Source organism: Streptomyces humidus (assembly GCF_014649655.1).
GTDB classification, from domain to species: domain Bacteria; phylum Actinomycetota; class Actinomycetes; order Streptomycetales; family Streptomycetaceae; genus Streptomyces; species Streptomyces humidus.
This window is the reverse complement of the sequence record NZ_BMTL01000026.1, coordinates 119,678-141,168: the sequence shown is the minus strand read 5'-3', so window position 1 is coordinate 141,168 and position 21,491 is coordinate 119,678. Positions and strand designations below refer to the sequence as shown.

Annotated in this window: 19 protein-coding genes; 9 read left to right on the top strand and 10 right to left on the bottom strand. The window is 71.0% G+C overall.

All coding sequences use genetic code 11. The features are described from left to right. Positions 1-162 precede the first annotated feature (162 nt). The 3 genes from IE239_RS28210 (at position 163) to IE239_RS28200 (ending at position 2,922) form a co-directional block, all read left to right on the top strand. The gene (locus IE239_RS28210; RefSeq protein WP_190152223.1) at positions 163-1,434 is read left to right on the top strand and encodes a sensor histidine kinase; all 1,272 of its coding nucleotides are present in this window, start codon (positions 163-165) and stop codon (positions 1,432-1,434) included. Next, positions 1,431-2,108, top strand: a complete 678-nt coding sequence (locus tag IE239_RS28205) for a response regulator (protein WP_190152222.1) — start codon at positions 1,431-1,433, stop codon at positions 2,106-2,108. The genes IE239_RS28210 and IE239_RS28205 overlap by 4 nt, the downstream gene beginning before the upstream one ends. 223 nt (positions 2,109-2,331) lie before the next feature. Further along, complete coding sequence (locus IE239_RS28200; protein ID WP_190152221.1) at positions 2,332-2,922, top strand: HAD family hydrolase; 591 nt, start codon at positions 2,332-2,334, stop codon at positions 2,920-2,922. 239 nt (positions 2,923-3,161) lie between these two features. Here IE239_RS28200 and IE239_RS28195 read toward each other — a convergent pair whose 3' ends face one another. Genes IE239_RS28195 through IE239_RS28185 form a run of 3 tightly spaced genes read right to left on the bottom strand, consistent with a single transcriptional unit; the run spans position 3,162 to position 7,977 of the window. After that, positions 3,162-4,589 carry an MFS transporter gene (locus tag IE239_RS28195; protein WP_229878356.1) on the bottom strand — a complete coding sequence of 476 codons (1,428 nt, stop codon included), beginning with the start codon at positions 4,587-4,589 and terminating at the stop codon, positions 3,162-3,164. Then, a complete protein-coding gene (locus IE239_RS28190) occupies positions 4,586-6,607 on the bottom strand; it encodes a PEP/pyruvate-binding domain-containing protein (protein ID WP_190152219.1) in 2,022 nt (673 codons plus the stop codon). Before IE239_RS28190 ends, IE239_RS28195 begins: the two co-directional genes overlap by 4 nt. Further along, the gene (locus IE239_RS28185; protein ID WP_190152218.1) at positions 6,604-7,977 is read right to left on the bottom strand and encodes an ATP-grasp domain-containing protein; all 1,374 of its coding nucleotides are present in this window, start codon (positions 7,975-7,977) and stop codon (positions 6,604-6,606) included. Before IE239_RS28185 ends, IE239_RS28190 begins: the two co-directional genes overlap by 4 nt. A 360-nt stretch (positions 7,978-8,337) precedes the next feature. Here IE239_RS28185 and IE239_RS28180 point away from each other — a divergent pair, with 360 nt between their 5' ends. Continuing rightward, complete coding sequence (locus IE239_RS28180; RefSeq protein ID WP_190152217.1) at positions 8,338-9,537, top strand: PAS domain-containing protein; 1,200 nt, start codon at positions 8,338-8,340, stop codon at positions 9,535-9,537. Positions 9,538-9,639: 102 nt separating this feature from the next. Here IE239_RS28180 and IE239_RS28175 read toward each other — a convergent pair whose 3' ends face one another. From IE239_RS28175 to IE239_RS28160, 4 genes are all read right to left on the bottom strand, one after another. Then, the gene (locus IE239_RS28175) at positions 9,640-11,652 is read right to left on the bottom strand and encodes a DUF8034 domain-containing protein (RefSeq protein WP_190152216.1); all 2,013 of its coding nucleotides are present in this window, start codon (positions 11,650-11,652) and stop codon (positions 9,640-9,642) included. Between the two features lie 64 nt (positions 11,653-11,716). Continuing rightward, positions 11,717-12,628, bottom strand: a complete 912-nt coding sequence (locus IE239_RS28170) for a carbohydrate ABC transporter permease (RefSeq protein WP_190152215.1) — start codon at positions 12,626-12,628, stop codon at positions 11,717-11,719. Positions 12,629-12,683: 55 nt separating this feature from the next. Further along, positions 12,684-13,598, bottom strand: coding sequence for a carbohydrate ABC transporter permease (locus IE239_RS28165; RefSeq protein WP_190152214.1), 915 nt, complete (start codon positions 13,596-13,598; stop codon positions 12,684-12,686). Further along, positions 13,595-14,956 (bottom strand): ABC transporter substrate-binding protein, encoded by a 1,362-nt coding sequence (locus tag IE239_RS28160; protein ID WP_190152213.1) that lies wholly within the window; start codon positions 14,954-14,956, stop codon positions 13,595-13,597. Before IE239_RS28160 ends, IE239_RS28165 begins: the two co-directional genes overlap by 4 nt. Before the next feature lie 373 nt (positions 14,957-15,329). Here IE239_RS28160 and IE239_RS28155 point away from each other — a divergent pair, with 373 nt between their 5' ends. Further along, positions 15,330-16,127 (top strand): FadR/GntR family transcriptional regulator, encoded by a 798-nt coding sequence (locus tag IE239_RS28155; RefSeq protein WP_190152212.1) that lies wholly within the window; start codon positions 15,330-15,332, stop codon positions 16,125-16,127. Positions 16,128-16,356: 229 nt separating this feature from the next. Here the strand turns inward: IE239_RS28155 and IE239_RS28150 are convergent, their stop codons facing one another. Continuing rightward, entirely contained in the window at positions 16,357-16,929 is a 573-nt protein-coding gene (locus IE239_RS28150) for a TetR/AcrR family transcriptional regulator (RefSeq protein WP_190152211.1), read from the bottom strand. Between the two features lie 110 nt (positions 16,930-17,039). Between IE239_RS28150 and IE239_RS28145 the strand changes: the two genes are divergently transcribed. Both IE239_RS28145 and IE239_RS28140 read left to right on the top strand, forming a co-directional pair. After that, on the top strand, positions 17,040-17,348 hold the full coding sequence (locus IE239_RS28145; protein WP_190152210.1) for a hypothetical protein: 309 nt from the start codon (positions 17,040-17,042) through the stop codon (positions 17,346-17,348). Positions 17,349-17,432: 84 nt separating this feature from the next. Continuing rightward, the gene (locus tag IE239_RS28140) at positions 17,433-18,179 is read left to right on the top strand and encodes a VOC family protein (protein ID WP_229878355.1); all 747 of its coding nucleotides are present in this window, start codon (positions 17,433-17,435) and stop codon (positions 18,177-18,179) included. 215 nt (positions 18,180-18,394) lie between these two features. Here IE239_RS28140 and IE239_RS28135 read toward each other — a convergent pair whose 3' ends face one another. Beyond that, positions 18,395-18,769, bottom strand: coding sequence for a TraR/DksA family transcriptional regulator (locus IE239_RS28135; RefSeq protein WP_190152209.1), 375 nt, complete (start codon positions 18,767-18,769; stop codon positions 18,395-18,397). Between the two features lie 46 nt (positions 18,770-18,815). Continuing rightward, positions 18,816-19,142 carry a TraR/DksA family transcriptional regulator gene (locus IE239_RS28130; RefSeq protein WP_190152208.1) on the bottom strand — a complete coding sequence of 109 codons (327 nt, stop codon included), beginning with the start codon at positions 19,140-19,142 and terminating at the stop codon, positions 18,816-18,818. 354 nt (positions 19,143-19,496) lie between these two features. On the opposite strand from IE239_RS28130, the gene IE239_RS28125 reads away from it, so the two are divergent. Both IE239_RS28125 and IE239_RS28120 read left to right on the top strand, forming a co-directional pair. Then, positions 19,497-20,450 (top strand): HAMP domain-containing sensor histidine kinase, encoded by a 954-nt coding sequence (locus IE239_RS28125; protein WP_190152207.1) that lies wholly within the window; start codon positions 19,497-19,499, stop codon positions 20,448-20,450. Beyond that, positions 20,447-21,112, top strand: a complete 666-nt coding sequence (locus tag IE239_RS28120) for a response regulator (protein ID WP_190152206.1) — start codon at positions 20,447-20,449, stop codon at positions 21,110-21,112. The genes IE239_RS28125 and IE239_RS28120 overlap by 4 nt, the downstream gene beginning before the upstream one ends. Positions 21,113-21,491: the final 379 nt, after the last annotated feature.

Here is a 21,491-nt window from a genome sequence, read left to right as displayed (position 1 = left end):
CTGCGCTGCCGACGGGCGACTCCGCGGGCAGGGCCGGGCCCCGTCGGCGGGCGCCCCGCGCCAGGGACACTCTCTCCGAAGCCGCGACGACCGCCGAAAGTCGCTGTGGCCGACGACTTCCGTCGACAGCCGTCGGCTCGCGGCGGCAACTATGGTGAGCGGGTGAGTGCGCTGTCCCGAGCCTTTCGTGCTCTGCCGTGGAGAAGGAGGAGGCTCGTCCCGACGTTCGGGAGCAGCGGGGTCCTGGAGATCGCGGCTGCGGTCCTGCTGGCGTCGGCCGAGACCTGGCTGGAGGCAATGAGCGACGACGACGGGCAGAGGTGGCTGGTCCTCCTGCCGCCGGCCGTCGCCTTGATCTTCCTCCTGCGGCGCCGGGCGCCCGCCGTCGCCCTGATCGCCGCGGCCGCGCTGTGCTCAGGCCTGGGCGTGGGCAGTGTGCTGCTCTTCGTCGTCAGCTGGTCGGCCGGGCAACGGATCCGCAGCGCGGCACGTGCCGCGGCTGCCTTCCTCGGGGCCTTCGTCGTGTACGCGGCCCTGAACCTGTGGTTGTGGTGGCCGCAACCGGTCGCGGAATACCTCATATTCGTCTGCCTCGCGTTTTCGGTGATCGCGGTCCTTCCGGGGATCGGGAACCACTACTGGACCCGGCGGTTCGCCGTCTACCGGGCCGTCGAGGATCACAGGGCGCGGTTGCTGAAGGAGGCGCAGACGCTGAGCGACCAGGTTCGGATGCGGGAGCGGCAGCGCATCGCCCGGGACATGCACGACAGCCTCGGTCATCAGCTCGCCCTGGTCGCCCTGCACACCGGTGCACTCGAAGTCGACCAGCAGCTGACGGAGTCTCAGCGTGAGGCGGTCATGGTGCTGCGGCAGGCGTCGACGGCCGCGATGCAGGAACTGCGCGCGGTCGTGGCGATTCTCAACGACGGGGCGAGCGACAGGGACCGGCCCGAGATCAAGGGAGTGGCGGGTATAGAGAGCCTGGTCCTGGCGGCAGCGGCGAACGGCGGACAGGTGCGCCTCTCGCGTTCCGGACCCTGCCGGCCCCTGGCGCCGGCGGCGGATCACGCAGCGTACCGGGTGGCGCAGGAGGGGCTGACCAACGCGTACAAACACGCGCCGGGAGCCCCGATCACCGTCAGTCTGCGCTACGAGCCGGACTCGTTGGTGGTGGAGGTGGCGAACGAGGCGAGGGCGCGGCGGACCGGTGGCCGCAGAGCCGTGGTCAGCGGTGGGCAGGGACTGTCGCGACTGCGGGAACGTGCCCTGCTGGTCGGCGGGATGCTGTACGCCGGTCCCACGGGGAGCGGAGGGTTTCGGATCGCGGGGATGTTTCCGTACGCTCCCGGGCGGTCCCCGAAGCCTCTCGCCGTCGGCCGGGAAGCCGAGCGCCCCGCCCCTCCCGGGGCCGCCGACAGTCAGGAGAACAGATGATCCGCGTGCTCATCGCCGACGACGAGCCCCTCATCCGGGCCGGCATCAGAATGATCCTGGCCTCGGCGCAGGACATCGAGATCGTCGCCGAGGCCGTCGACGGTCGGGAGGCGGTCGAACTCGCGGGCAGGCACAGGGTGGACGTGGCCCTGCTGGACATCCAGATGCCGCGCATGGACGGACTCGCCGCCCTCGCCGAACTGCGCCGGACCGTTCCCGCGGCACGCGTGCTGATCCTGACGACGTTCGGGCAGCGCGACAACGTGCTGCGTGCTCTGCAGGACGGCGGATCGGGGTTTCTCCTGAAGGACTCGGCCCCCTGCGAGCTGATCGGAGCGGTACGGGCTGCGGCGGCAGGCGCGGCGTTCCTGTCGCCGCAGGCCACGAGGCACGTGGCGGATTCGGTGAGGGAACAGGCTCCCACCCGCCGTGGAGAGGAGGCACGGCGCCGGGTGGCGGCCCTGACCGAACGGGAGAGGGACGTGCTGGCCCTCCTCGGGGAAGGCCTGTCCAACGCGGACACGGGTCGGCGTATCCACATGAGCGAAGCCACGGTGAAGACGTATGTGAGCCGCATACTCGCGAAACTGGGGTGCGAGAACCGTGTCCAGGCCGCGCTCGCGGCCCGCGACGCCGGTCTTGCCGCGCCGGCCGACGGCGAGGTGGCGGGGTGACCGCGCCGTTGACCGGAGCGGTCGACTCCGGCGGCTTCGGTCCGTGAGGGGCGTGCCTCGCCTCGCCGCAGCCTGGACCGCCGCGGCACGCGGCCCGGCGGGGGCGGGCGATCCGCCGCGGATCAGGGGCCGGATCAGGCCAGTAGTGGGCTCGGGCCACCGGCGGACCGCAGAAGCGTTAGCGTGTCATGTCTATGACAGCTTCATGGAGGTGACGTTGCCCATGAACCGATCCGCCCTCCACGCTTCGGCCCGTGCGGGCCTCGCGCTGGGTGCGGCCCTGGCGTCGACGCTGCTCTGCACCCCGGCGACCGCGGCCGCGCACGGTGAACGGGCCTGTCCCGTCGTGTACTTCGACCTGGGGGAGACCCTGGTGCACACCGCCGACGACGGCAGCACCACCTACCTGCCCGGGGCGGCCTCGTACCTGCGGACCCTGCGGGAGCGTCACATCAGGGTCGGCCTGATCACCAATGTCCCGCCTTCCTGGGGCGCGACCGACGCCGAGCGCGCCGCCCGGCTCCGGACGGAGGTCGACGCGGCGTGGCGAGGTCCGGCGGCTTTCGCCTGGGCGGACTTCGGCGACCGGATCCGTACGCCGCGCACCGAGTCCGAACGCAAGCCGTCCCCGGTCCTGTGGCAGCGCGCCAGATTGGACTCGGGCGGCTGCCGGGTCGCCTACCAGGCGGAGACGGCGCAGGAGGTGTCGGTGGCCTCCTCGCTGGGCTTCGTGTCGTACCAGGTCGGTCTGCCGCACCGGCCCGTGTTCCTGCCGGCGGGACTGGTCGATCTGCTCGGCCGTCGCCTCGGCTGAACGTCGCCTCAGCCGACGGTAGCCGTAGCCGTAGCCGTAGCCGTAGCCGTAGCCGTAGCCGTAGCCGTAGCCGTAGCCGTAGCCGTAGCCGTAGCCGTAGCCCTGGCCCTGGCCGGGCCCGTCCGTCGTCGTGCGACCTTGCTCTGGGGCGTACGACGACGGACCGGCTCCGACGCCACGGACACCGTTTCGGCGCCGGTGAAGGGCTGGCCCGCCGGTGGCCCCGCCGGTCCGGTGAGTCAGGTCGTTCGTGGCCCCCGTGCGGCCCGGTCCGGTTCGAGGGCCTCCTTGCCGTCGACGTCCCCCGCGTTCGCCAGGCCGGGCGCACCCTCGCCCGCCGCCGACGCGGTGCCGCCGGCTCCCGCGCGGCCGCTGCGGCCGCCCGCTCGGGGTTCCCGGCCGTCACGGGCGACCGCGCCGCTGCGCAGCAGCAGTTGGAAGCCCCCCAGCAGCACTGCCGTGGCCAGCGCGCTGTGCCAGAGCAACGCGTCCAGATGCCCGGCCGACAGGTACGCGCCCGCGGCGATCGCGGCCAGAGCGCACACCGCGCGGTCCACGATGCTCTCCACCGACAGCAGGGTCGCCCGCGGCGCGTGCGCGGGGATCGCGTCGTTGACCAGTTTGCGCTGGACGGGGAACGCGAACCCGGTCGCGGCGGCGAACAGGCAGAGGAGCACGACGACGACCCACGGCCCACCAAGGGTCATGGCCGCCAGGGTGCCCGCCAGCGCGAGGCTGAGGACGGACACCCAGGCGACCGGCGGCAGTCTGCGGCTGATCCATTGGGGCCGCGCGGACGCCACCGCCTCCGCCACGGTCATCGCGGCCAGCACCCCACCGTGCGAGGCCTCGCCGATGCCGTGGTCCAGCAGGATCGGCTGGAAGAGGTTGACCTGGCAGATGCGCGACAGCGTGAAGACCGCCACGCCCTGCACCATCACCAGGGCCAGCCACGGGGAGGAGGCGACGCAGCGCAGCGCGGTCCCCGCGTCCCGCAGGAAGGCGCCGCCCCGGCGCCCGCCGTCACCCCGGCCGGTGTCCGCTCCGGCTTCCGCCCCCGCGAGCCGGGGGAGCAGCAGGGCGCAGACGAGGGAGCCTGCCGCGCTCGCGGCGCTGAGCACGTACGGGGCGGGGTGCGCGAGGGCCGTCAAGGGCCCGACCAGCGGCCAGCACGCCACCTTCGCCGCCAGCCCCAGCGCCCGTGCGGTGCCCTCCGCCCGCAGGTAGTGCTCCTCGCAGCGTTCCGCCCGCAGCCCGTCGTACAGGTAGGCGCTCGCCGCGCCCGAGGTGAGCGACCGGCCGGCGGCGATGGCCAGGAAGTGGAGCAGGAACCCCGCGTAGGAGGCGCTGACCACCGGGGCCAGGTTCGCGGCCGTCATCACCACCGCGCCGGCCCGCAGGCAGTTGCGGGTGCCGATCCGGTCGGCGATCAGCCCGGTGGGGATCTCCAGCAGGCAGAAGGCCACGTAGTAGATGCTCTGGATGCCGAAGATCTGTCCGTCCGAGAGCCCGGCCTCCTTCTGGTAGGCGTAGAACACCGGCATCCACCACAACAGGTTGAACAGCAGCTGGAAGCCGTAGTTGAGCCGGATGATCCGGTGGGCGGCGCCGGTCAGGCCCCCTGCCGCTCCGGTGCCGGGGCGCGGCCGGCCAGGACGCGCCCTCACAGCGCGTAGGGGCGGATCTGGACCAGCCGGAAGTCGCCCCGCTCGGTCATCAGCCACTCGATGTCGAGGGGCTTGTCCACGTCGGCCTCGCTGAAGTGGGACTGCAGGAGCCGTCCGGTCAGGGACAGGTCGGCGAGCCGGGCGCGGACCGCGGCGGACAGCCCCTGGCCCCACGAACCCAGCGCGACGGTACGGCCGCCGCCCTCCACGGTGTTGTACAGGTACTGCTGCGGCAGCACCGTCCCGTCGACCACCTGCTCGGGCGAGCCCGGGGAACAGTTGAGGTAGACGTTGCGGAAGTCGTCCCGGCGGGTCGGGTTGCAGGTCACGAGGACGCCGCCCAGCGTGGCGGGCACGTACTCCTGGATGATCACACCCATGTAGGTGTCGTCGAGGGAGATGCCGACCTGGTGGCGCAGCCGTACGCTGCGGGGCGACACGAGGGAGGCCCACACCTGGCGTACGGCGTCGAGGAGTTCACCCGTGCCGTGGACGGTGGTGACGGAGTCGTAGACGCCCGCCGCGGAGAACCCGGGCAGGTCCTCGGCGTTGGAGGAGGAGCGCACCACCAGCCGTCCGCGCGAGGCCGCCGCCTCGGGGAAGGCCTGGTCGATCTGCCGGGTGACCGCCTCGGGGACCGGGGTGTGCCGGATCAGGTGCTGCAGGTGCAGGCACAGCGAGTCCAGGACGTCGGTGGCGTCGAGTTCGAGCGCCATCTTCAGCTTGCCGATGCCCTGCTGGAGGGCCGGCGAGGAGACGAGGAACCGCTGCTGGAGCGCGAAGGGGAGTGCGACGCCCTCGGGGGCGCCGACCGCCTCCGCGACGAACTCGGCTGCTCTGAAGCGAAGTTGCTCGGCGGTGTAGGCGGTGGAGGTGAGGCCGAGGCGCGCGGCGAGGTGGCCGAAGAGGTCCTCGCGCGGCGGACGGGGCCGGCCGTAGAAGGAGGTCAGGTCCACCGTGCGGCTGTCGAGGACGTGGTGCAGCTCGCCGAGGTTGGCCGCCTTCGTGCCGTAGCGGTCGCGGTCGGCACGGCGCAGCCGGTGCAGGGACAGCACGGGGGCGTCCTCGAGGAGCGGCGGTTCGAGGCGTATGCGCTGCTGGTGCCAGGCCGGCGCCCGCAGGCCGGGTTCGTGGTCGAGGCGCCGCAGGGATATGTCGTCCTCGTCGACCCGGTAGCGCACCCACGTGTCGTCGAGGCCCTCCTTCTCGACGAGTTGCTCCAGGTCCTGGACGATCGCGTTCGGGATGCCCCATCCGGACGCGAGGACGTTGGTGTGCGAAAGGGGCGTGATGGGCGCGGTGTTGATGAAGCCGGCGACCCGCGGCACGTCGTCGGGCAGGCAGGGCATCGCCACGATGTCCGCCCAGCCCAGCCCGGCCTCCGCCGCCGTGTACTCCTCGGCGGTCCGGAAGAACCGCAGCCGTCCGGTGGCCTCGCCGGGGTTCAGCGGAGTGCGCTCCCGGGAACCGAACAGCTCGTGGCTCAGGATGCGGGGCACGCGCTGTTCGCTGATCGCCGACAGCTCCTCCTCCTGCCCGTGGTTGGCGGGCTTGAGCAGCAGCGGCAGTCGGCTGTCGACCCTGACCCGCACGAACTCGTAGAAGTACGCGAGGAGTTCGCCATGCATGGTGTCGGCCTCGGTCGTCTCCAGGACGAGGAACGGCCGCTCCCTGCCCTCCTCCCGCTCGGTGTGCAGGGACAGCACACCGAGCAGGAACCGACGCTCGGGATCGGTGTAGACGGAGGCGTTGAACGCGTCCAGCTCCGCGTCCAGCGCGGCCAGATCCATCCCCAGCACCCGGGTGGCGACGTAGTCGACGTGGAAAGGGTGCGCGCCCGTGTCGAGCAGGTGCCAGGTGTTCTCCGCGCGGTCGACGACGACCTTGAGGTAGGGATGACCCGCCAGGACTCCCGACAGCGTCCGGAAGAGCGGCAGGGAGAGGTTCTCGCCGACGACCGTGCGGTCCGTGCCGGGCTCGGCGGCACCGGAGGCACCGGCGGTCAGGTGGGCGCTCATGCGGAAGCCTCCTCGCGCTGCGCGGCGGGCAGCACCCGGGGCAGCGCGTCCACCAGGGTTCGGAAGTCCCGCAGCACCGTCCGCGGGTCGGCGGCGGAGAGCAGGCACAGGGCCGCCATGGTGTTGGCGCCCCCGGCGGGGTCGTAGACCGGCACGACACTGCCTTCGGGCAGGGAACTCTCCGCCACCACCGACAGCTCGCTGTCCGGGCTCAGCGGCACGCCCGACGCCACCACGGGGAAGTCCCAGATCCTGCGGTCCTGCCAGGCCTCGCCGCGGCCGTCGACCGCGAGGACGACGAGGGAACCCGCCGCACCCCGGGCCTGCGCCGGTGTCAGAGCCTGCTCCGGCCAGGCGACAGGGCGTCCCAGGAGGTGGTCGACGAGCATGCCCACCAGGTCCGGTCCGAAGACCTCCTCGATCTGCGGCACCGTCATCGCGCCGCCGAACCGGGCGGCGGTCTCGATGAGCCACATACGGCCGTCCGGGCCGAGCTTGATCTCGGTGTGCGTCCCGCAGTCGCGCAGGCCCAGTGCGTCGACGGCGCGGCGCGCCAGGTCCACGACGCGGTCCTGCGCGTCGGGCGACAGCGGGGCGGGGGTGATGCCTGCGCGTTCGGTGAAGGGCTCGACGGTGGGCATCCGGCCGCTGAGGCAGACGGGACGGAAGACACCGTCCGCCACGACGCCCTCGACGCTGAGGTAGTCGCCCCAGCCCGGCTCGTCGAACCAGTCCGCCGCCGTGCCGCTGACGATCTCCTCGACGACGAAGTCGGCTTCCGCCTCGGCGACATGCAGCTCCGCGAATCCCAACTGGGCGGACTCCGCCATGACCTGGCGCGAGCGGGCCCAGGCGGCGGACACGTCGCCGGGGGAGCTGATGATCTGGTGGGCGGTGGATCCCGCGCTCCAGGCGGCCTTGAGCAGCAGCGGGCAGGACAGGGAGTCCACCGCCGCCCGCAGATCCGCCTCCGTGGCGACGGGACGGAAGGCGGGCTGCGGCAAGCCGCTGCGCTGCCAGGCGCCGCGCATCAGCCGCTTGTCGCGCGCCAGTGCGGCGGCCGCGCCCGCGCCCGGCAGGCCGAGCTTCTCGCAGGCCTCGGCGACGGCCACGACCGCGTACTCGGAGAAGGTGATCACGGCGTCCGCGCCCACCTCCCGGGCACGCGAGACGATCAGGGAGACCAGGTCGGAGCGGCCCGCGTCGCCCGGCGTCGTGACCGAGGCGCACAGTCTCCCGACGGAACCCGCCACGGCGGGGGGAAGAGCGCTGAGCGCCAGCAGGTGCACGTCCGCCCTCGCAGCCGTCCGGGACAGGACATGGCCGAGCGGTGGACCACCCTTGGCATGCACCAACAGCACCGTGCTCACAGAAATTCGTCTCCGTTCACCTGGTCGGCAGGGGCCGTCCGCGGCACCGTCGGTGCGGTGACGGGCCCGGGGATCGCATGCGGGGACGGCGTCCTGCGTGTCCGCTCGCCCGCACACTCCAGGGGACCAGGCTGTGACCGTCCACATCGCCGCAGAGGGCGCCCGCGACTCAGGCAAATGCCTGAGTCGCGGCGGTGAGCCGCAGACCGTCGGACCCGGAGCCGGGCCCGGGCGACAGGGCGAGCGGGGCCGCCGTCCCCTCCGGCAACTCGGCCGGGAATGGAGCTTGTGCCGTTCCGGGCGGGAAATCCGACCTCATGTGACTGTGCGTCAGTCAGTCGTACACGGACGGAGACCGTTGTGGGCGAGCCGAGCCTCAAGACACTGCTCGAGAACCTTCCCGTGTTCTGGAGGGAAGTCGACGAGCCGTGGCAGGCGGGGGAGGGGGACGCCGGCGGGACCCGGCAGGCAGGGGAGTCGCAGGCCGGCGGCCCCGCCGGCCCGGGCGGCTCACAACGGGCCCCGGACCGGCGGCAGCGGGAAGCGGGTCTCGCGGTGCCCCGCGACTACGCCGCCTTCGCGGACCTCGTGGACCTCGCCCCGGCGGCCGCCTTCATCCGGGACCGCGACGGACGCTACCTGTGGGCCAACCACGCCTACGCACACCTCTACGGCACCGTTCCGCAGCAACTGGTCGGCAGATACATCGAGGACTTCGACCCCCCTGCCGAGGCCGACCGGTTCCGTGCCCTTGACCAGCAGATACTCGCCCGGGGCACGCCCGTCCGGCACACTCTGCGCTACCTGCGTCAGGACGGCAGCACGGGCCGCGCGGTCGGCCACCGCTTCCCGGTGCGGGAACGGTCCCGCACGTGCGTCGCCGGCATCTACGTCGACATCACCGACCACCTGCGGGCCACCGAGCAGCGTCAGGAGGCCGAGGAGAACCTGAGCGCACTGCGTGACCACAGCGGGCTGCCGTGCGCCCTGTTGTCGGCGAACGGGCGGGTGATCGAGGCGAGCGTGGCGGCCGCCGAACTGTTCCACCTCGGCCTGCCCGACCTCGTGGGCCGCCGCGCCCACACGCTGCTGGCCCCCGGGCCGGGGCCCGACCTCGACCGGTTGCACCGCCGCTGGAACAGTCTGATAGCCCGCCGCACCCGACGTGTCGAGACCACCGCCGTGCTCGTCGACGCCCATGGACTGCAGCGGCGGGCGGAGCTCCACCTGACGACTATCGGCCATTCCGGCGGCCGGGCGCGGCACGTCTGGGCCGTGATCACCCATCAGAGCCTGGCCCACGAGGCCCACCCGCCGCTCACCGCCGCGCAGATCCGCATCCTGTCGCTGCTGGCGCAGGGCAGCAGCAACAGCGACATAGCCGCCTCGCTGAGACTGTCGCGGCAGACGCTCGACTACCACCTCAGCCGCCTGCGGCACCTGCTGGGCGCCGCGACCCGACCGGCCCTCGTCGCCCGCGCCTACGTCCTCGGCATACTGGCCCCCCACGCCTGGCCCCCACGCTCGGCCACGGCGGCGCATCCCCTCAGCACCGCCTGACGGGCATCTCGCCGACGACCGGTGACGTCGGTTCCGCCCGGTCGATCACCGCCTCGACCATCGGGCTCCTGTTCCGGAGCCCGATGGTCCGGGCGATGCGTTTCATGCGGTCTCTCCCTCCGCGGCCGGGGTGGTCCGGCCGGGCGTGGGGTCGAACGGTGTCCGGTAGCTCGGTGTGTTGGTGCGCAGGCGGAGCCGCAGGACGAGCCGGACGCGGGTGGACGCGGGCAGCCGCACGGTCAGGAAGTCGCTGTCGCAGGCCTGCTCCGTCTCGGTGACGACGGGCTCGGTGTGGCCGTAGTCGTACAGGTCCCCGATCCATCCGTCGTCCTCGCAGGTCGTGTACCGGACGGCGGCGATGGTGTGCTCGGCGAAGGCGCCGGCCTGGACGATCACCGTGCGATCCGTCTCGGGAGAGAGGTTGACCAGTTCGACGGTGGTCGCCTCGGGGTCGATGGAGGTGACCAGGGCGGCCACGTCCGGGGGCAGGCCGGCGCGGCGGGCCTCGGCGTCGTGATAGCGCAGCCGGGCCTGCTGCAGACCCCCGCCGTACAGCACTTGGGGACCGCCCCAGGTCAGCTGTACGAGGGCCTCGGTGACCACGGGGTTGCACAGCTGCCACACGTGGATGTCGGCCTCGTCCACGTCCAGGTCACGGTAGCGGTCCATGCGCCGCAGGCGGTGGTGGACCTGCGCCTGGGCCGCGGCGAGGATCCGCTCGGGATAGCCGGGGTCGTCGCCAGCCAGGAAGGCGAACCAGGCCTTCTCGTGTCCGGATTCCTCCTTGGAGCGGAAGGGCCGCACGGTGCGCCAGTCGATGCCGTCGGCCTCGCGCAGCCGCTCCAGCCGGGCGCGGTCGGCTTCGGAGGCCGTGTGGTGCCACAGGGCCACCGGGACGGGCGCGGTGGCCGGGTTGTGGTCGAACCAGCCCGAGTCGTTGTGGCGGAACGGCAGGTGCGGTGTGGGTGTGTGGACGTCCGGGCCGAGTTCGACCGCCCACTTGGAGGGGAGACTGGAGTCCGCCTCGGTGTGGGGCATCACCTTGGCGTGGCCGATGAGGGTGTCGAGCGAGGTCGTGACCATGGAGAGGTAGTCGTCGTCACCGGTGGCCGTGGCCGCCGCGAGCGCCGCCACACAGGCCGCGTGGCCCACGCTGTGCCAGCCGTGCGGCCAGGACCAGCCGTAGTGGCCGCCGTACCAGCGGCCCTCCAGCAGGCCTCCGACGACGCCGTCCGGGGCGACGTTGTCGGGGACGAGGCCGCCGTTCGCCTCGGTGCGCTCGCGCCACGCGCCCACGTACGCGACGATCCAGTCGCGGTAGCGATCCTCGCCGGAGAGGATCCAGGCGTTGAGGACCAGCCCGGCCGCGGCGAGGTTGACGGCGGTGTCGCCGACGCCCGTCCGATCACGCATCTGCGCGCCGAGACGCGGATCCTCGGAGAGGGGGTACGGGCCGCCGTCGGCCTCGGGGATCCAGTCGAGCGGGAACCCGTATGTCTGCGCTTCCTCGGGCAGCCACGGGTAGACGTCGCCGTCGAACAGGCCGGTGCGGTCGGGGTCGCTGCCGTTGTGCGGACGGGTGATGATGCGGTGCTCGGGGTCGTAGTTGCCCTTGGCGGGGTCGACGTACAGCTGGGCGAAGCGCAGGGCGCGTCCGGCCCAGCGGTCCGGAGCGGCCATGCACAGGAAGTACAGCAGCAGCAGGCTCTCGCCCTGGTGGAACCAGTCGTAGCCGCGCTCGTACTCGTCGCGCAGCATGCCGAGTTCGGTCAGCTGCCGGGTCACGCCCTCCCAGTGTTTCTCGCCGGCGGGCAGCAGGTCGTCGGCGCCGCCGAGGAGGTACAGCTGGGGCCAGTTGAAGAACACCTCGTAGAAGTCGTCCGCACCGTCACGGGTGGTCAGCGGTCCCGAGTAGTTCAGTCGTCCGTCGGGGCCGGTGAAGTCGCGGGCGAAGCGCCGCCAGGAGTGGTCGAGGAGGTCGAACAGCGCTCGCTGGGCCACGGCCCAGCCGGGTGGTTCGAGCAGCGGCACGCCTGCCTCGATCCCGGGCGGCGGGACCGGGTGGCCGCGGGGGGAGTCCTCGGCCGGGGTGACGTCGGGAGAGTCGGAGGGCATGGGGTCTCCGTTCGGGGTGGACGGCGGGACACCGTGCGCCGGGGACGGCGGCAGGGCCGGGCCGCTATTCCTTGGTGGCGCCGGCGAGCATCCCGCTGACCAGGAAGCGCTGGGCGAAGAGAAAGACGATCAGCACGGGTGTGATGGCCAGGAGCGTGGCCAGTGCGAGCTGCGGGCGCTCGATCGCGAGGGTGCCGACGGCCGGGTTGAAGGACGGCACATTGCTGAGCAGGCTTCCCACGCCGACCTGGACGGGCATCTGGTCGCTCTCGGGGAGCATCACGTACGGCAGGAAGTAGTTGGTCCAGTTGGCGACGAAGCTGAAGAAGCCCACGAGAGCGATGACCGGCGTCGCCAGCGGCAGAGCGATGTGCCGGAACACGCCGAACTCCGAACAGCCGTCCATCCGGGCCGCCGCCAGCAGGTCCCTCGGCACGGCGGTGCTGAAGTAGATGTACGTCAGGTACACCCCGAACGGGTAGAACGAGTACGGCAGGATGATCGACCACATCGTGCCGATCAGGTGCACCGCGTTGATCTCCAGGAACAACGGCACCACCAGTGTGGCGGTCGGCATGAGCATCACGACCAGGGTCGAGACCAGCAACGTGTGCCGTCCGCGGAACTCGGTCATGGCCAGGGCGTATCCCGCAGGCACGGCCACACACAGGGTGATGACCAGTGAGATCAGCGCGTACGAGGTGGAGTTGCCCAGCCACTGCAGGACGGCGTTGTCCTGGAACGCGGTGAGGCGGTCCCAGTTCGTCCTGAAGGCGTGCCAGGAGCCGAAGGACAGCGGGCTGCCGTGCACGAGCTGCTGGTCGGTCTTGGTCGCCGCGAGGACGAGCCACAGCACCGGCAGCACGAAGAACACCGTGAAGACGAGGAGTACGGAGCCGGTCAGCAGGCGGGGCACGAGGCGACGCGGGGCACGGGGGCGCCGCCGCTGACGGGCCTGGTGGTGGGCTCGGCTCATGGCGTTCGGTTCCCGTTCCGTGCGTGGCGGGGCGGCGGCCGGTCCGGCAGGGGTCTCAGTCGGCATCGAAGAACCTCGACCGCGCGACGAAGACGGCGGCGGCCGACACGCTGACGACCAGGAGCTCCACCGAGACCGCGGCGGCGCCGTTGACGTTGTTCATCTGAAAGGCGAAGTCGTAGGTCAGCTGGTTGAGCGAGTAGTCGCGTCCGGCCACGCCCACACTGGCGAGGGACAGCAACTGCGGCTCCACGAAGAGCTGGGCGCCGCCCGCGAAGGCCAGGATCACCATGTACACGATCCACTTGCGGAGCATGGGGATCTGGACGCGCCAGGCGGTCTGCCAGGCGCCCGCGCCGTCGATGCGCGCGGCTTCCATGACGTCCCGGGGAATGTTGTCGAGCGCCCCGTGGATGACGACGATCCAGCCGCCCGCGCCGGTCCAGAACGCGATGATCGTGAAGAGCAGGGGCAGGTTGCCGGGCGCGATCACCTCGCCGAAGGTGTGGAACCCCAGCATGCCCAGCAGCGAACTGACCGGGCTCACCGCCGGGTCGAGCATGAACAGCCACACCAGCACACTCGCGGCGCCGGCGAGTGCTCCGGGGATGTAGAAGAGGAAGCGCAGGGACTTGCTGACGGCGCCTGAGGCGAGACGGTGCAGCAGCAGCGCCAGGGCCACCACGAACACCACGAGTGAGACCAGCCAGAACAGGAGATAGAGCGCGACATGGCCGACGGCGTCCATGAAGCGGAAGTCCTGCGCCGTGTCGATGAAGTTGGCGAAGCCGGTGAACGTTCCCCCGGCGTCGGTGAAGGCGAAGTAGACGGCGTATCCGGTCGGCAGGATGCCGAACGCGATCAGCAGGAGCACGTAGGCGGCGACGAAGGCCGTGCCGGCCCGGCTCTGCCGGGCGGCGCCGCGACGGCGCCGGGCGGCAGAGCCGGCCGGGGAGTGGGTGAGGGTCACTGCGCGACCTTGTATCCGTTGGCCCGGGCGTACTTGACGATGGAGTCCTGCCAGGCCGGCAGCATCGAGACGATGGACTTGCCCTGGGTGATGCCGGGCTTGACGGTGGCGGCCCAGATCGCCTCCTGGCTGAACCGGCCCGAGCCCCACTCGGGCCAGACCTGGGAGGAGGCGGCCGCGAGCGCGCTCAGGTCGCCGGCGAAGTATCCGGAGGCCGCCTGTCCCTTCAGCCAGGCCTCGGACGCGGGCGCGTAGGCGGGGAAGCCGGGCGCCTTCTCCCCCTGGTAGGCGTTGTCGGTGGTGACCCACTTGAGGAATTCGGTGGCGGCCTTGATGTGGGTGGAGTGCCGGGACAGCAGCCAGGTACCGCCGCCGACGTTGCCCGTGGACGGAGCGTTCTCCCCCTGCCACTGCGGGACGGGAGCGGCCGCTATCTGCTTGGCCGGAACCTTGAGGGTGTCCTTGAAGACCGCGCCGCCGTACCAGGCCGGGCCCGGCATGAGCAGGACCTTGTCGGCCTGGTTCTTGCCGAAGTCGGTGCTGAAGACGCCGCTCGTGGACATGGACTTGTTCTTGATCAGCACGTCCAGGAGCCCGGCCATCCTGGTGCAGGCCTCGCTGGTGGTGTTCACCGAGACGGACTTGGGCCCGGTGATGTGGTTGGCGCCGCACTTGCCCGCCCACAGGTAGATCTCGGGGGTGAAGGAGTCGCCCGCGTCACCCACGAGATAGCCGGGGTGCTCCTCGGAAACCTTCTCGCCGAGTTGCCGGTACTCCTCCCAGGTCGTGGGCACCGTGTAGCCGAACTTCTTCAGCAGCGGGGCGTTGTACCAGAGCACCGCCTGGGAGAGGTCGTTGCGCAGACAGTAGAGGGTGCCGTCCACCGTGCAGACGTCGTTGGCGCCCTTCGAGAACCGGCCCAGGGTCGACTCGGGGATCAGGCCCTTGTCGAGCGGAGCGGCGAAGTCCGCGTCGACCGCCCAGGAGGCCTCGTTGTTCTGCGAACTGAAGACGACGTCCGGCCAGCCCTTGCCGGTGCGGTTGAAGAGCTGGACCTTGGTCTGGAGGTAGTTCGAGCCGTTGGCGTCGCCGTCGTAGCTGACGATGTCCAGTTTCACGTCCGGGTGCAGTCGCTGGTACTGCTCGGCGGCCTCCATGCGGGTCGCGTCCACCCAGACGGTCAGCGCACCGTCCTTCTGGGGAACCTGGGCGAAGCCGTCCTTGGTGGTCGTACTGGCGGTACCGCCCCCGCAGGCCGTCACGGTGAGCAACACGGTGGCCGCGCACCCGGCCAGTAATTCCGTATGCCGCTTGCCGAGCGTTCTCCTCGGGCTGGGCGAAAGCTTGCGGACGGTCATGAGTGACTCCACTGGGTTTGCGGGTGCCCCGAGCAGATGGGCAGGCGGCGCACGGATGGGGCGACGCCGGGGCCGTCCCGGGCGGGCGTCGGACGCTTGGAAGGCGGCTGATGTGCTGCGGACTCGGAAGAAATTAGCCGCCTTATCAAGGGGTGCGTCAAGAGTGTGTGCGACGTTCCTTGGGCAGGTCCGTAGCAGCACGAAGAGTTTTCGGTCGGTATCAAGAGAAAGATCCCTTTGTGTATCCGGGATTCTGAGTTTTTCCCCGCGAGGAGCGACTGAAATGAGTAGGACTTATCAGGGGGGCGTTACGATGCTCTCGGCTCCACAGCGATCAGTCGCGTCGGCCGCGGCCACCCGGGAGGCAACACAGATGGACGACACGTCAGCGATCGAAGTGGCCTTGCCGGCTCAGGGCCCTTCCGCTGCGTCCGCGGCGGCGAACGGCTCGGAGGAGAGCCGCGGCTACCGTCCGGGGTACGAGATCGTGGCTGAGCGGATCCTCGAGTACATCGCCGAGGAGCAGTTGGCGGTGGGTGACCGGCTGCCCACGGAGATCGACCTGGCTCAGAGGCTGGACACCAGCAGAGCTGTGGTGCGGGAGGCCGTGAAGATCCTTTCGGCGCTGGGCCGCGTGCGGGCCCACAAGGGCAGGGGCCTGTTCGTCGCGGACGACGAAGGCATGCTCGTCACCAGCCGTTGGGGAGGGTTCTTCCGTCCCGTCGACATCGACCACGTGCTGATGCTGTTCGAGTTCCGCCGTGTCCAGGAGATGTCCGCCAGCAGTCTCGCGGCCACCCGCGCCACACCTTCGGAACTGCGCACCATCGAGGTGGCCACGGAGCAGTGCCGGCACGGCTTCGTCCACGGCCTGGTCGAGGTGTTCAACCAGGCGGACGAGGACTTCCACGCGGCCGTGTCCGCGGCCTCGCACAACACCTTCCTCGTCAGCGCCGTGCGGGACGCACGCCGTCTCCAGCGCCAGTGCAGCGCCATCGGTATCCATGACAGGCTCGGTGAGAACACCGGGGCAGCCGTCGAGGAACACGAGGCGATCTTTCGCGCCATCCGTGACGGCCGCCCTGAGGAGGCCGCGAAGGCCACCGCGGCACACCTCGACAGAACCCTGGAGGACTACCGGCGCGAGATCCAGCGCCGCCTGTTCGGGTAGCGCCGTCGCGCCCGCACGCCCGGGGACCGCCGGGGCGGACTCGTGGACAGTCCGGGTGATGGTGGAGCGGTCCACCCCGTAGAGCAGGGCCGGAGCCGCGTGCGGGAGCCGGAATCGCAGGAGGCCACGGTGTTGCGTGACAGCAACACCCGACCGGTGCCGCCCTGTGCATGCCACGGCAGAAGCCTGATCGTGTCAGCACGCCGCTCCGTCGTGTTCCGGCCCCGGTTCAACCCGGGCCGGGGAGGCCGGAGAGCAGAGCCGCGGCAGCTCTGTCGAAGGGGGCGATGCTGCCCTCGGCGCGACACAGGATGTGGGCGCCTTCGAGTGTGACGATCATGAGGGTGGCCAGATCAGCGGCCTGGGACGTGCTCATTCCGGTGTCGGTGAGTTTTGCGGCGAGCTCGCCGCCCCAGCCGGTGAACGCTTCGGCCGCGACAGTGAGCAGGCTGCTCTGGTCGGCGATGGCCGCACCGCCGTCGACGGTGACCGCCGCGATTGCACAGCCGCCGCCCCCCGCGGACGCCTGTACCACGGGACGGACGCTGTCAAGGAACGCGTCCACGACGTCGCGTGACGTGCGGCCCGGCAGTTCGCGCAGGTGGCCGCGGACGTCTTCTGCGTTGCGGCGGGCTGCTTCGAGCGCGAGTTGCTGTTTGCCACCCGGGAAATGGTGATAGATCGCTCCGCGTGCGGCACCGCTCTCGGCCAGCACGTCGGTGAAGGACATCGCGGCCAGGCCGTGGCGCTGAAGCAGTCCGATCGCTGCGCTGATCATGCGGGACTTCGTGTCCGCGGCCACCGCCACCTCCTTGACTAGTACGGCCATCCTAGTGCATGCTCACCCCGTTATCACTAGTACGCACGTACTAGTGGCGTGGGGCTGGACAACCCCTGAACCGGAGGTTCGAGATGGGCAAGACGTTTCTCTACACAGAGATCCAGGCCGCAGTGCCGTTCGATCAGTTCGACTGGCACCAGATCAACGCGGCGCTGAAGACCGCACCCGGCCTGATCCGCAAGACGTGGCTGTCCGGTATCGGAACTCACACCGTCGGTGGCTTCTACGAGTTCGACAGCGCCCAGAACGCCCTGGCCTTCGCTCAGGGCCCCTTCGCCGAAGAGGCTCGCCGGACCGGAGCCCCGGCAACGACACGCCTGTTCGACGGCGACATCGTCAAGGACGCGAGTATCGACCTGAACTCGCCCTACTACGACTGACACCGCGGATTGCCGCCGAGCCGGCTCTGAACACGCCTCGCTCCGCCGCCGGGGCGGGGCGGCCTCAAGCGGAAAGTCATCTCGATGAACATCACGCGTCACCCCGAGAACACCGTGAGCTGGATCGACCTCGGCACCCCCGACATGGGGACGACGACGGCGTTCTACACCGCGCTGTTCGGCTGGACCGTCGCCCGGCCGGACTCCCACGGCTACCGGCTCTGCACGCTGCGCGGACATCTCGTCGCGGCCCTGGGGCCGGCCGAGGACGCAGGCGCACCCTACTGGACGACCAACGTCACCGTGTCGGACGTCCGAGCCACCGCCACCCGCTTCACGAACCTGGGCGCCCGGATCATCGTGGCACCGACCCAGGTCGGGACGCTCGGCCACGCTGCCGTCGTGATCGATCCCGTCGGCGCACCACTGTCACTCTGGCAGCCCGGAACACATGACGGCATGCAGCTGAACCGCGAACCGGGGACCTTCGGCCGCATCAGCCTTCTCACCGACCACTGCGCGGAGGCCGCCGCTTTCTACCGACCAGCACTGCGCTGGAACTCCGACCCCCAGCACACCGAGTTCCTGTTGCCGGACAACTCCGCCGCCCCCACCGGCAAGCCGCCAGGGAAACCGACGGCGCAGCGATCACTCTGGCTGGTCGGTTTCGCCAGCGACAGACCCGCCGCCGACGCCGAGCGGGCCCGACAGCTCGGTGCGACCGAAGTGCGCCGGAACTCCGACGGAGACCTCGTCATGCGCGATCCCACCGGCGCTCTGTTCGGCCTTGCCCAGCACGTCCGACAGTCCCGCCCCGCCCGCTCCGGGTGACGGCGCCCTGGGCGGCGACCGCGTCGTCCAGCACGGTGGAGTCCAGCGCCGGGCGGCTTCGACCGACCCGGCCGGGGGTCGGTCGAAGCCGCCGACGGCACGTGGTCGTTCCTGCTTCTCGCCGGAGGCGAAGCGGGAGTGACCAGGGCGACGATGATGATCGCGCAGTTGAGGAACTGGTTCCACAGGGTGAGGGACGGCGCCGGGGCCGCCGGTCATCGGGCGGCTTCCTTGACCTGCTGGCAGCGGGCGCAGTAGCGGGCCTGTGGCACGATCATCAGCCGCTCGCGGGCGATGGTGCCGCGGCACAGGTGGCAGGCGCCGTAGCGGCCCTGGTCCATCCGCTCGAGGGCCGCTTCGACGTCGTCCAGAACCATGCGGGCGGAGGCGGCGAGTTTGACGCGGACCTCGATCTGGGAGGCGGCCTGCCGGTCGAGGAACGCGTCGGCGCGGGCCGTGGCGGCGGCGGAGAGCTGGTGCAACTGCTCCTGGCGGAACAGACGCTGTTCGTTCAGGTTCTCGCGCAGTGCGGCGACGTCGTCGATCGACAGGTCGGCGTCGAGGTCGTCGATGATCCGGTGGTTCACCAAGGCACCCCCTGGGCGAGGCGGGAGAGGGACGTCGTACGGGTGGTCGTCAGGTGGCGTGGCGCTGGCAGGCGACGCAGAACGGTGTGTAGGGAAGGATCTCCAGGCGTTCGACCGGGATCGGCCTGGAGCAGGTGCGGCAGATGCCGTAGCTGCCGTCCCGGACGCGGGCGAAGGCTGCCTCGACCTCGGCGAGGACTCGCCGGACGGTGTCCTTGTGCAGGGACATCACCTGTCCCTCCGCGCCGGGCCCGGTCTCGCCGAGGGCCCGCAGCTGGGTGAGGCGGGAGGCACGTTCGTGTTCGAGCCGCTGGAGGGCCTCGCGTGCCGTCAGCCCTTCAGGGCGGGTTCCGGACCGGGGCGTATCGAGTGACATGGCGATTCCTTCATTCCACGTGAGGTGGGGTGCGTCGGGCGGGGCAGCCGTGGGGGCGAAGGCCGGGGGAGGGTCACGGCGGCTGGTTCACGGGCTGGTCCATGCCCCTACCGTGGCCGCTGTGCCGCACGAAGCCCATCGGGCGTGATACCCATCTGTGGCAGGGTGCGGGGCCCATCGAGAGGTGGGAGGGCCGGGAGCGGGAAATGGGCATCGGAGCCCATCGACGGCGGAGCCGGCAGCGGGCAGCCTGGAGGACAGGCCGGTCAGGACCACTGGACGCAGCTGAGGTTCGAGATGCTTGGTGACCGACGGTGAAGACAGAGTCGTGTCACATGGAGAGGCGTTGTTGCGGTGTCCCTGTTCTGGCGGATCTTCGCGCTGAACGCGGTCGTGCTGGGCAGCGCCACCGCGCTGCTGCTGTGGGCCCCGGTGACCGTCTCGGTGCCGGTGGTGCTGACCGAGGCGGGCATCCTTGTGGGCGGCCTGGTGGTCATGCTGGTCGCCAACGCCGCTCTGCTGCGGATCGGTCTGGCCCCGCTAGACCGTCTCACACGGCTGATGACCACCGTCGATCTGCTGCGGCCCGGGCAGCGGCTGCCGGAAGGGGGCCGTGGTGAGACCGCTGAACTGATCCGCACCTTCAACGCCATGCTGGAGCGTCTTGAGCACGAGCGGGCGTCCAGCAGTGCCCGCGCCCTGTTCGCGCAGGAGGCCGAGCGGCGCCGTATCGCACAGGAACTCCACGATGAGGTGGGTCAGAGCATGACGGCGGTCCTGTTGTCGCTGGAGCGGGCCGCTGACGAGGCGGACGAGCCCCTGCGCGGTGAGTTGCGGCAGGTGCAGGAGATCACCCGGGGGAGCCTGGACGAGGTGAGGCGTCTCGCGCGCCGGCTGCGGCCGGGTGTGCTGGAGGACCTCGGTCTGGTCAGCGCGCTGACCTCGCTGACGGGTGAGTTCGCGACCCACGTCGGGCTGCGGGTGGTGCGCGGCTTCGAGGCCGGCCTGCCGGTGCTGGACCAGCAGACGGAGCTGGTGCTCTATCGCGTCGCCCAGGAAGCCCTGACCAACGCGGCTCGTCATGCCGAGGCCGGCCAGGTCGAGGTGAGCCTGCGTCACACCGGCGAGGCGGTGGTGCTGGCGGTGGCCGACGACGGCCGCGGCACCGGAGCCGCCCGCGAAGGTGCGGGAATGCGCGGCATGCGTGAGCGGGCCCTGCTGATCGGGGCCACCCTGGACGTCATCTCCCAGCCGAAGGCCGGTACGACGGTCCGGCTGACCGTGCCTCTCCTCAGGAAGCAGCCATGACCACGCCTCACACATCCGTGATCCGCATCCTTCTCGCCGACGATCACGCGCTGGTCCGTCGCGGTGTGCGGCTCATCCTGGAACGGGAGCCGTACCTCGAGGTCGTCGCCGAGGCCGGGGACGGCGCCGAGGCCGTCGAGCTGGCCCGCACCCATGAGGTCGACCTGGCGGTGATGGACATCGCCATGCCCCGGATGACCGGCCTGCAGGCCACCCGGGAGCTCCTCGCGCTGAAGCCCGGGGTGCGGGTTCTGATGCTGACGATGCACGACAACGAGCAGTACTTCTTCCAGGCGCTGAAGGCCGGGGCCGGCGGATACGTGCTGAAGTCGGTGGCCGACCGCGACCTGGTGGCCGCGTGCAGGGCCGCCATGCGGGACGAGCCGTTCCTGTACCCGGGGGCGGTGACCGCGCTCATCCGCAACTACCTCGACCGGGTCCGTCACGGCGAGGAGCCGCCCGAGCAGGTGCTGACCGCGCGCGAGGAGGAGGTTCTCAAGCTCGTGGCCGAGGGCCACTCCTCCAAGGAGATCGCCGAGATCCTCTTCATCAGCATCAAGACCGTCCAGCGGCATCGGGAGAACCTGCTGCACAAGCTCGGCCTGCGTGACCGGCTGGAACTCACCCGTTACGCGATCCGCGCCGGACTCATCGAAGCCTGAGCCCGCTGACTCCTCGGGGATCCGGCCGCCCACTCCCCGGCCGGGGCCTCGATGCTCCCGCCCCTGCCGGCGGACCGCCGCCGACCGGGAAGGAAGAGCGGGGATGGCCTGCTTCGCGCCCACTGCTCCGCGCACGCGGGGCTGCGGCTCGGCAACGGTGTGGCCCGTGTTGCTCGCCGTGCTCGCCGTACTCGGCGTGCTCGCTCTTCTGCCCGGCTCGTCCGCCTCGGGCGGTGAGCACTCCCGTGCAGCGAGGGCCGCGGTGGCCGCCGCCGAGGCAGCGTCGTCGCACAGCGCGTCGTACGCGGACAGGGCGGACCCTGCGGTCTCCACCGTTTCCGTCCGAGGCCATCGGGCCGGCGCCGGCGAGCGTCATGCT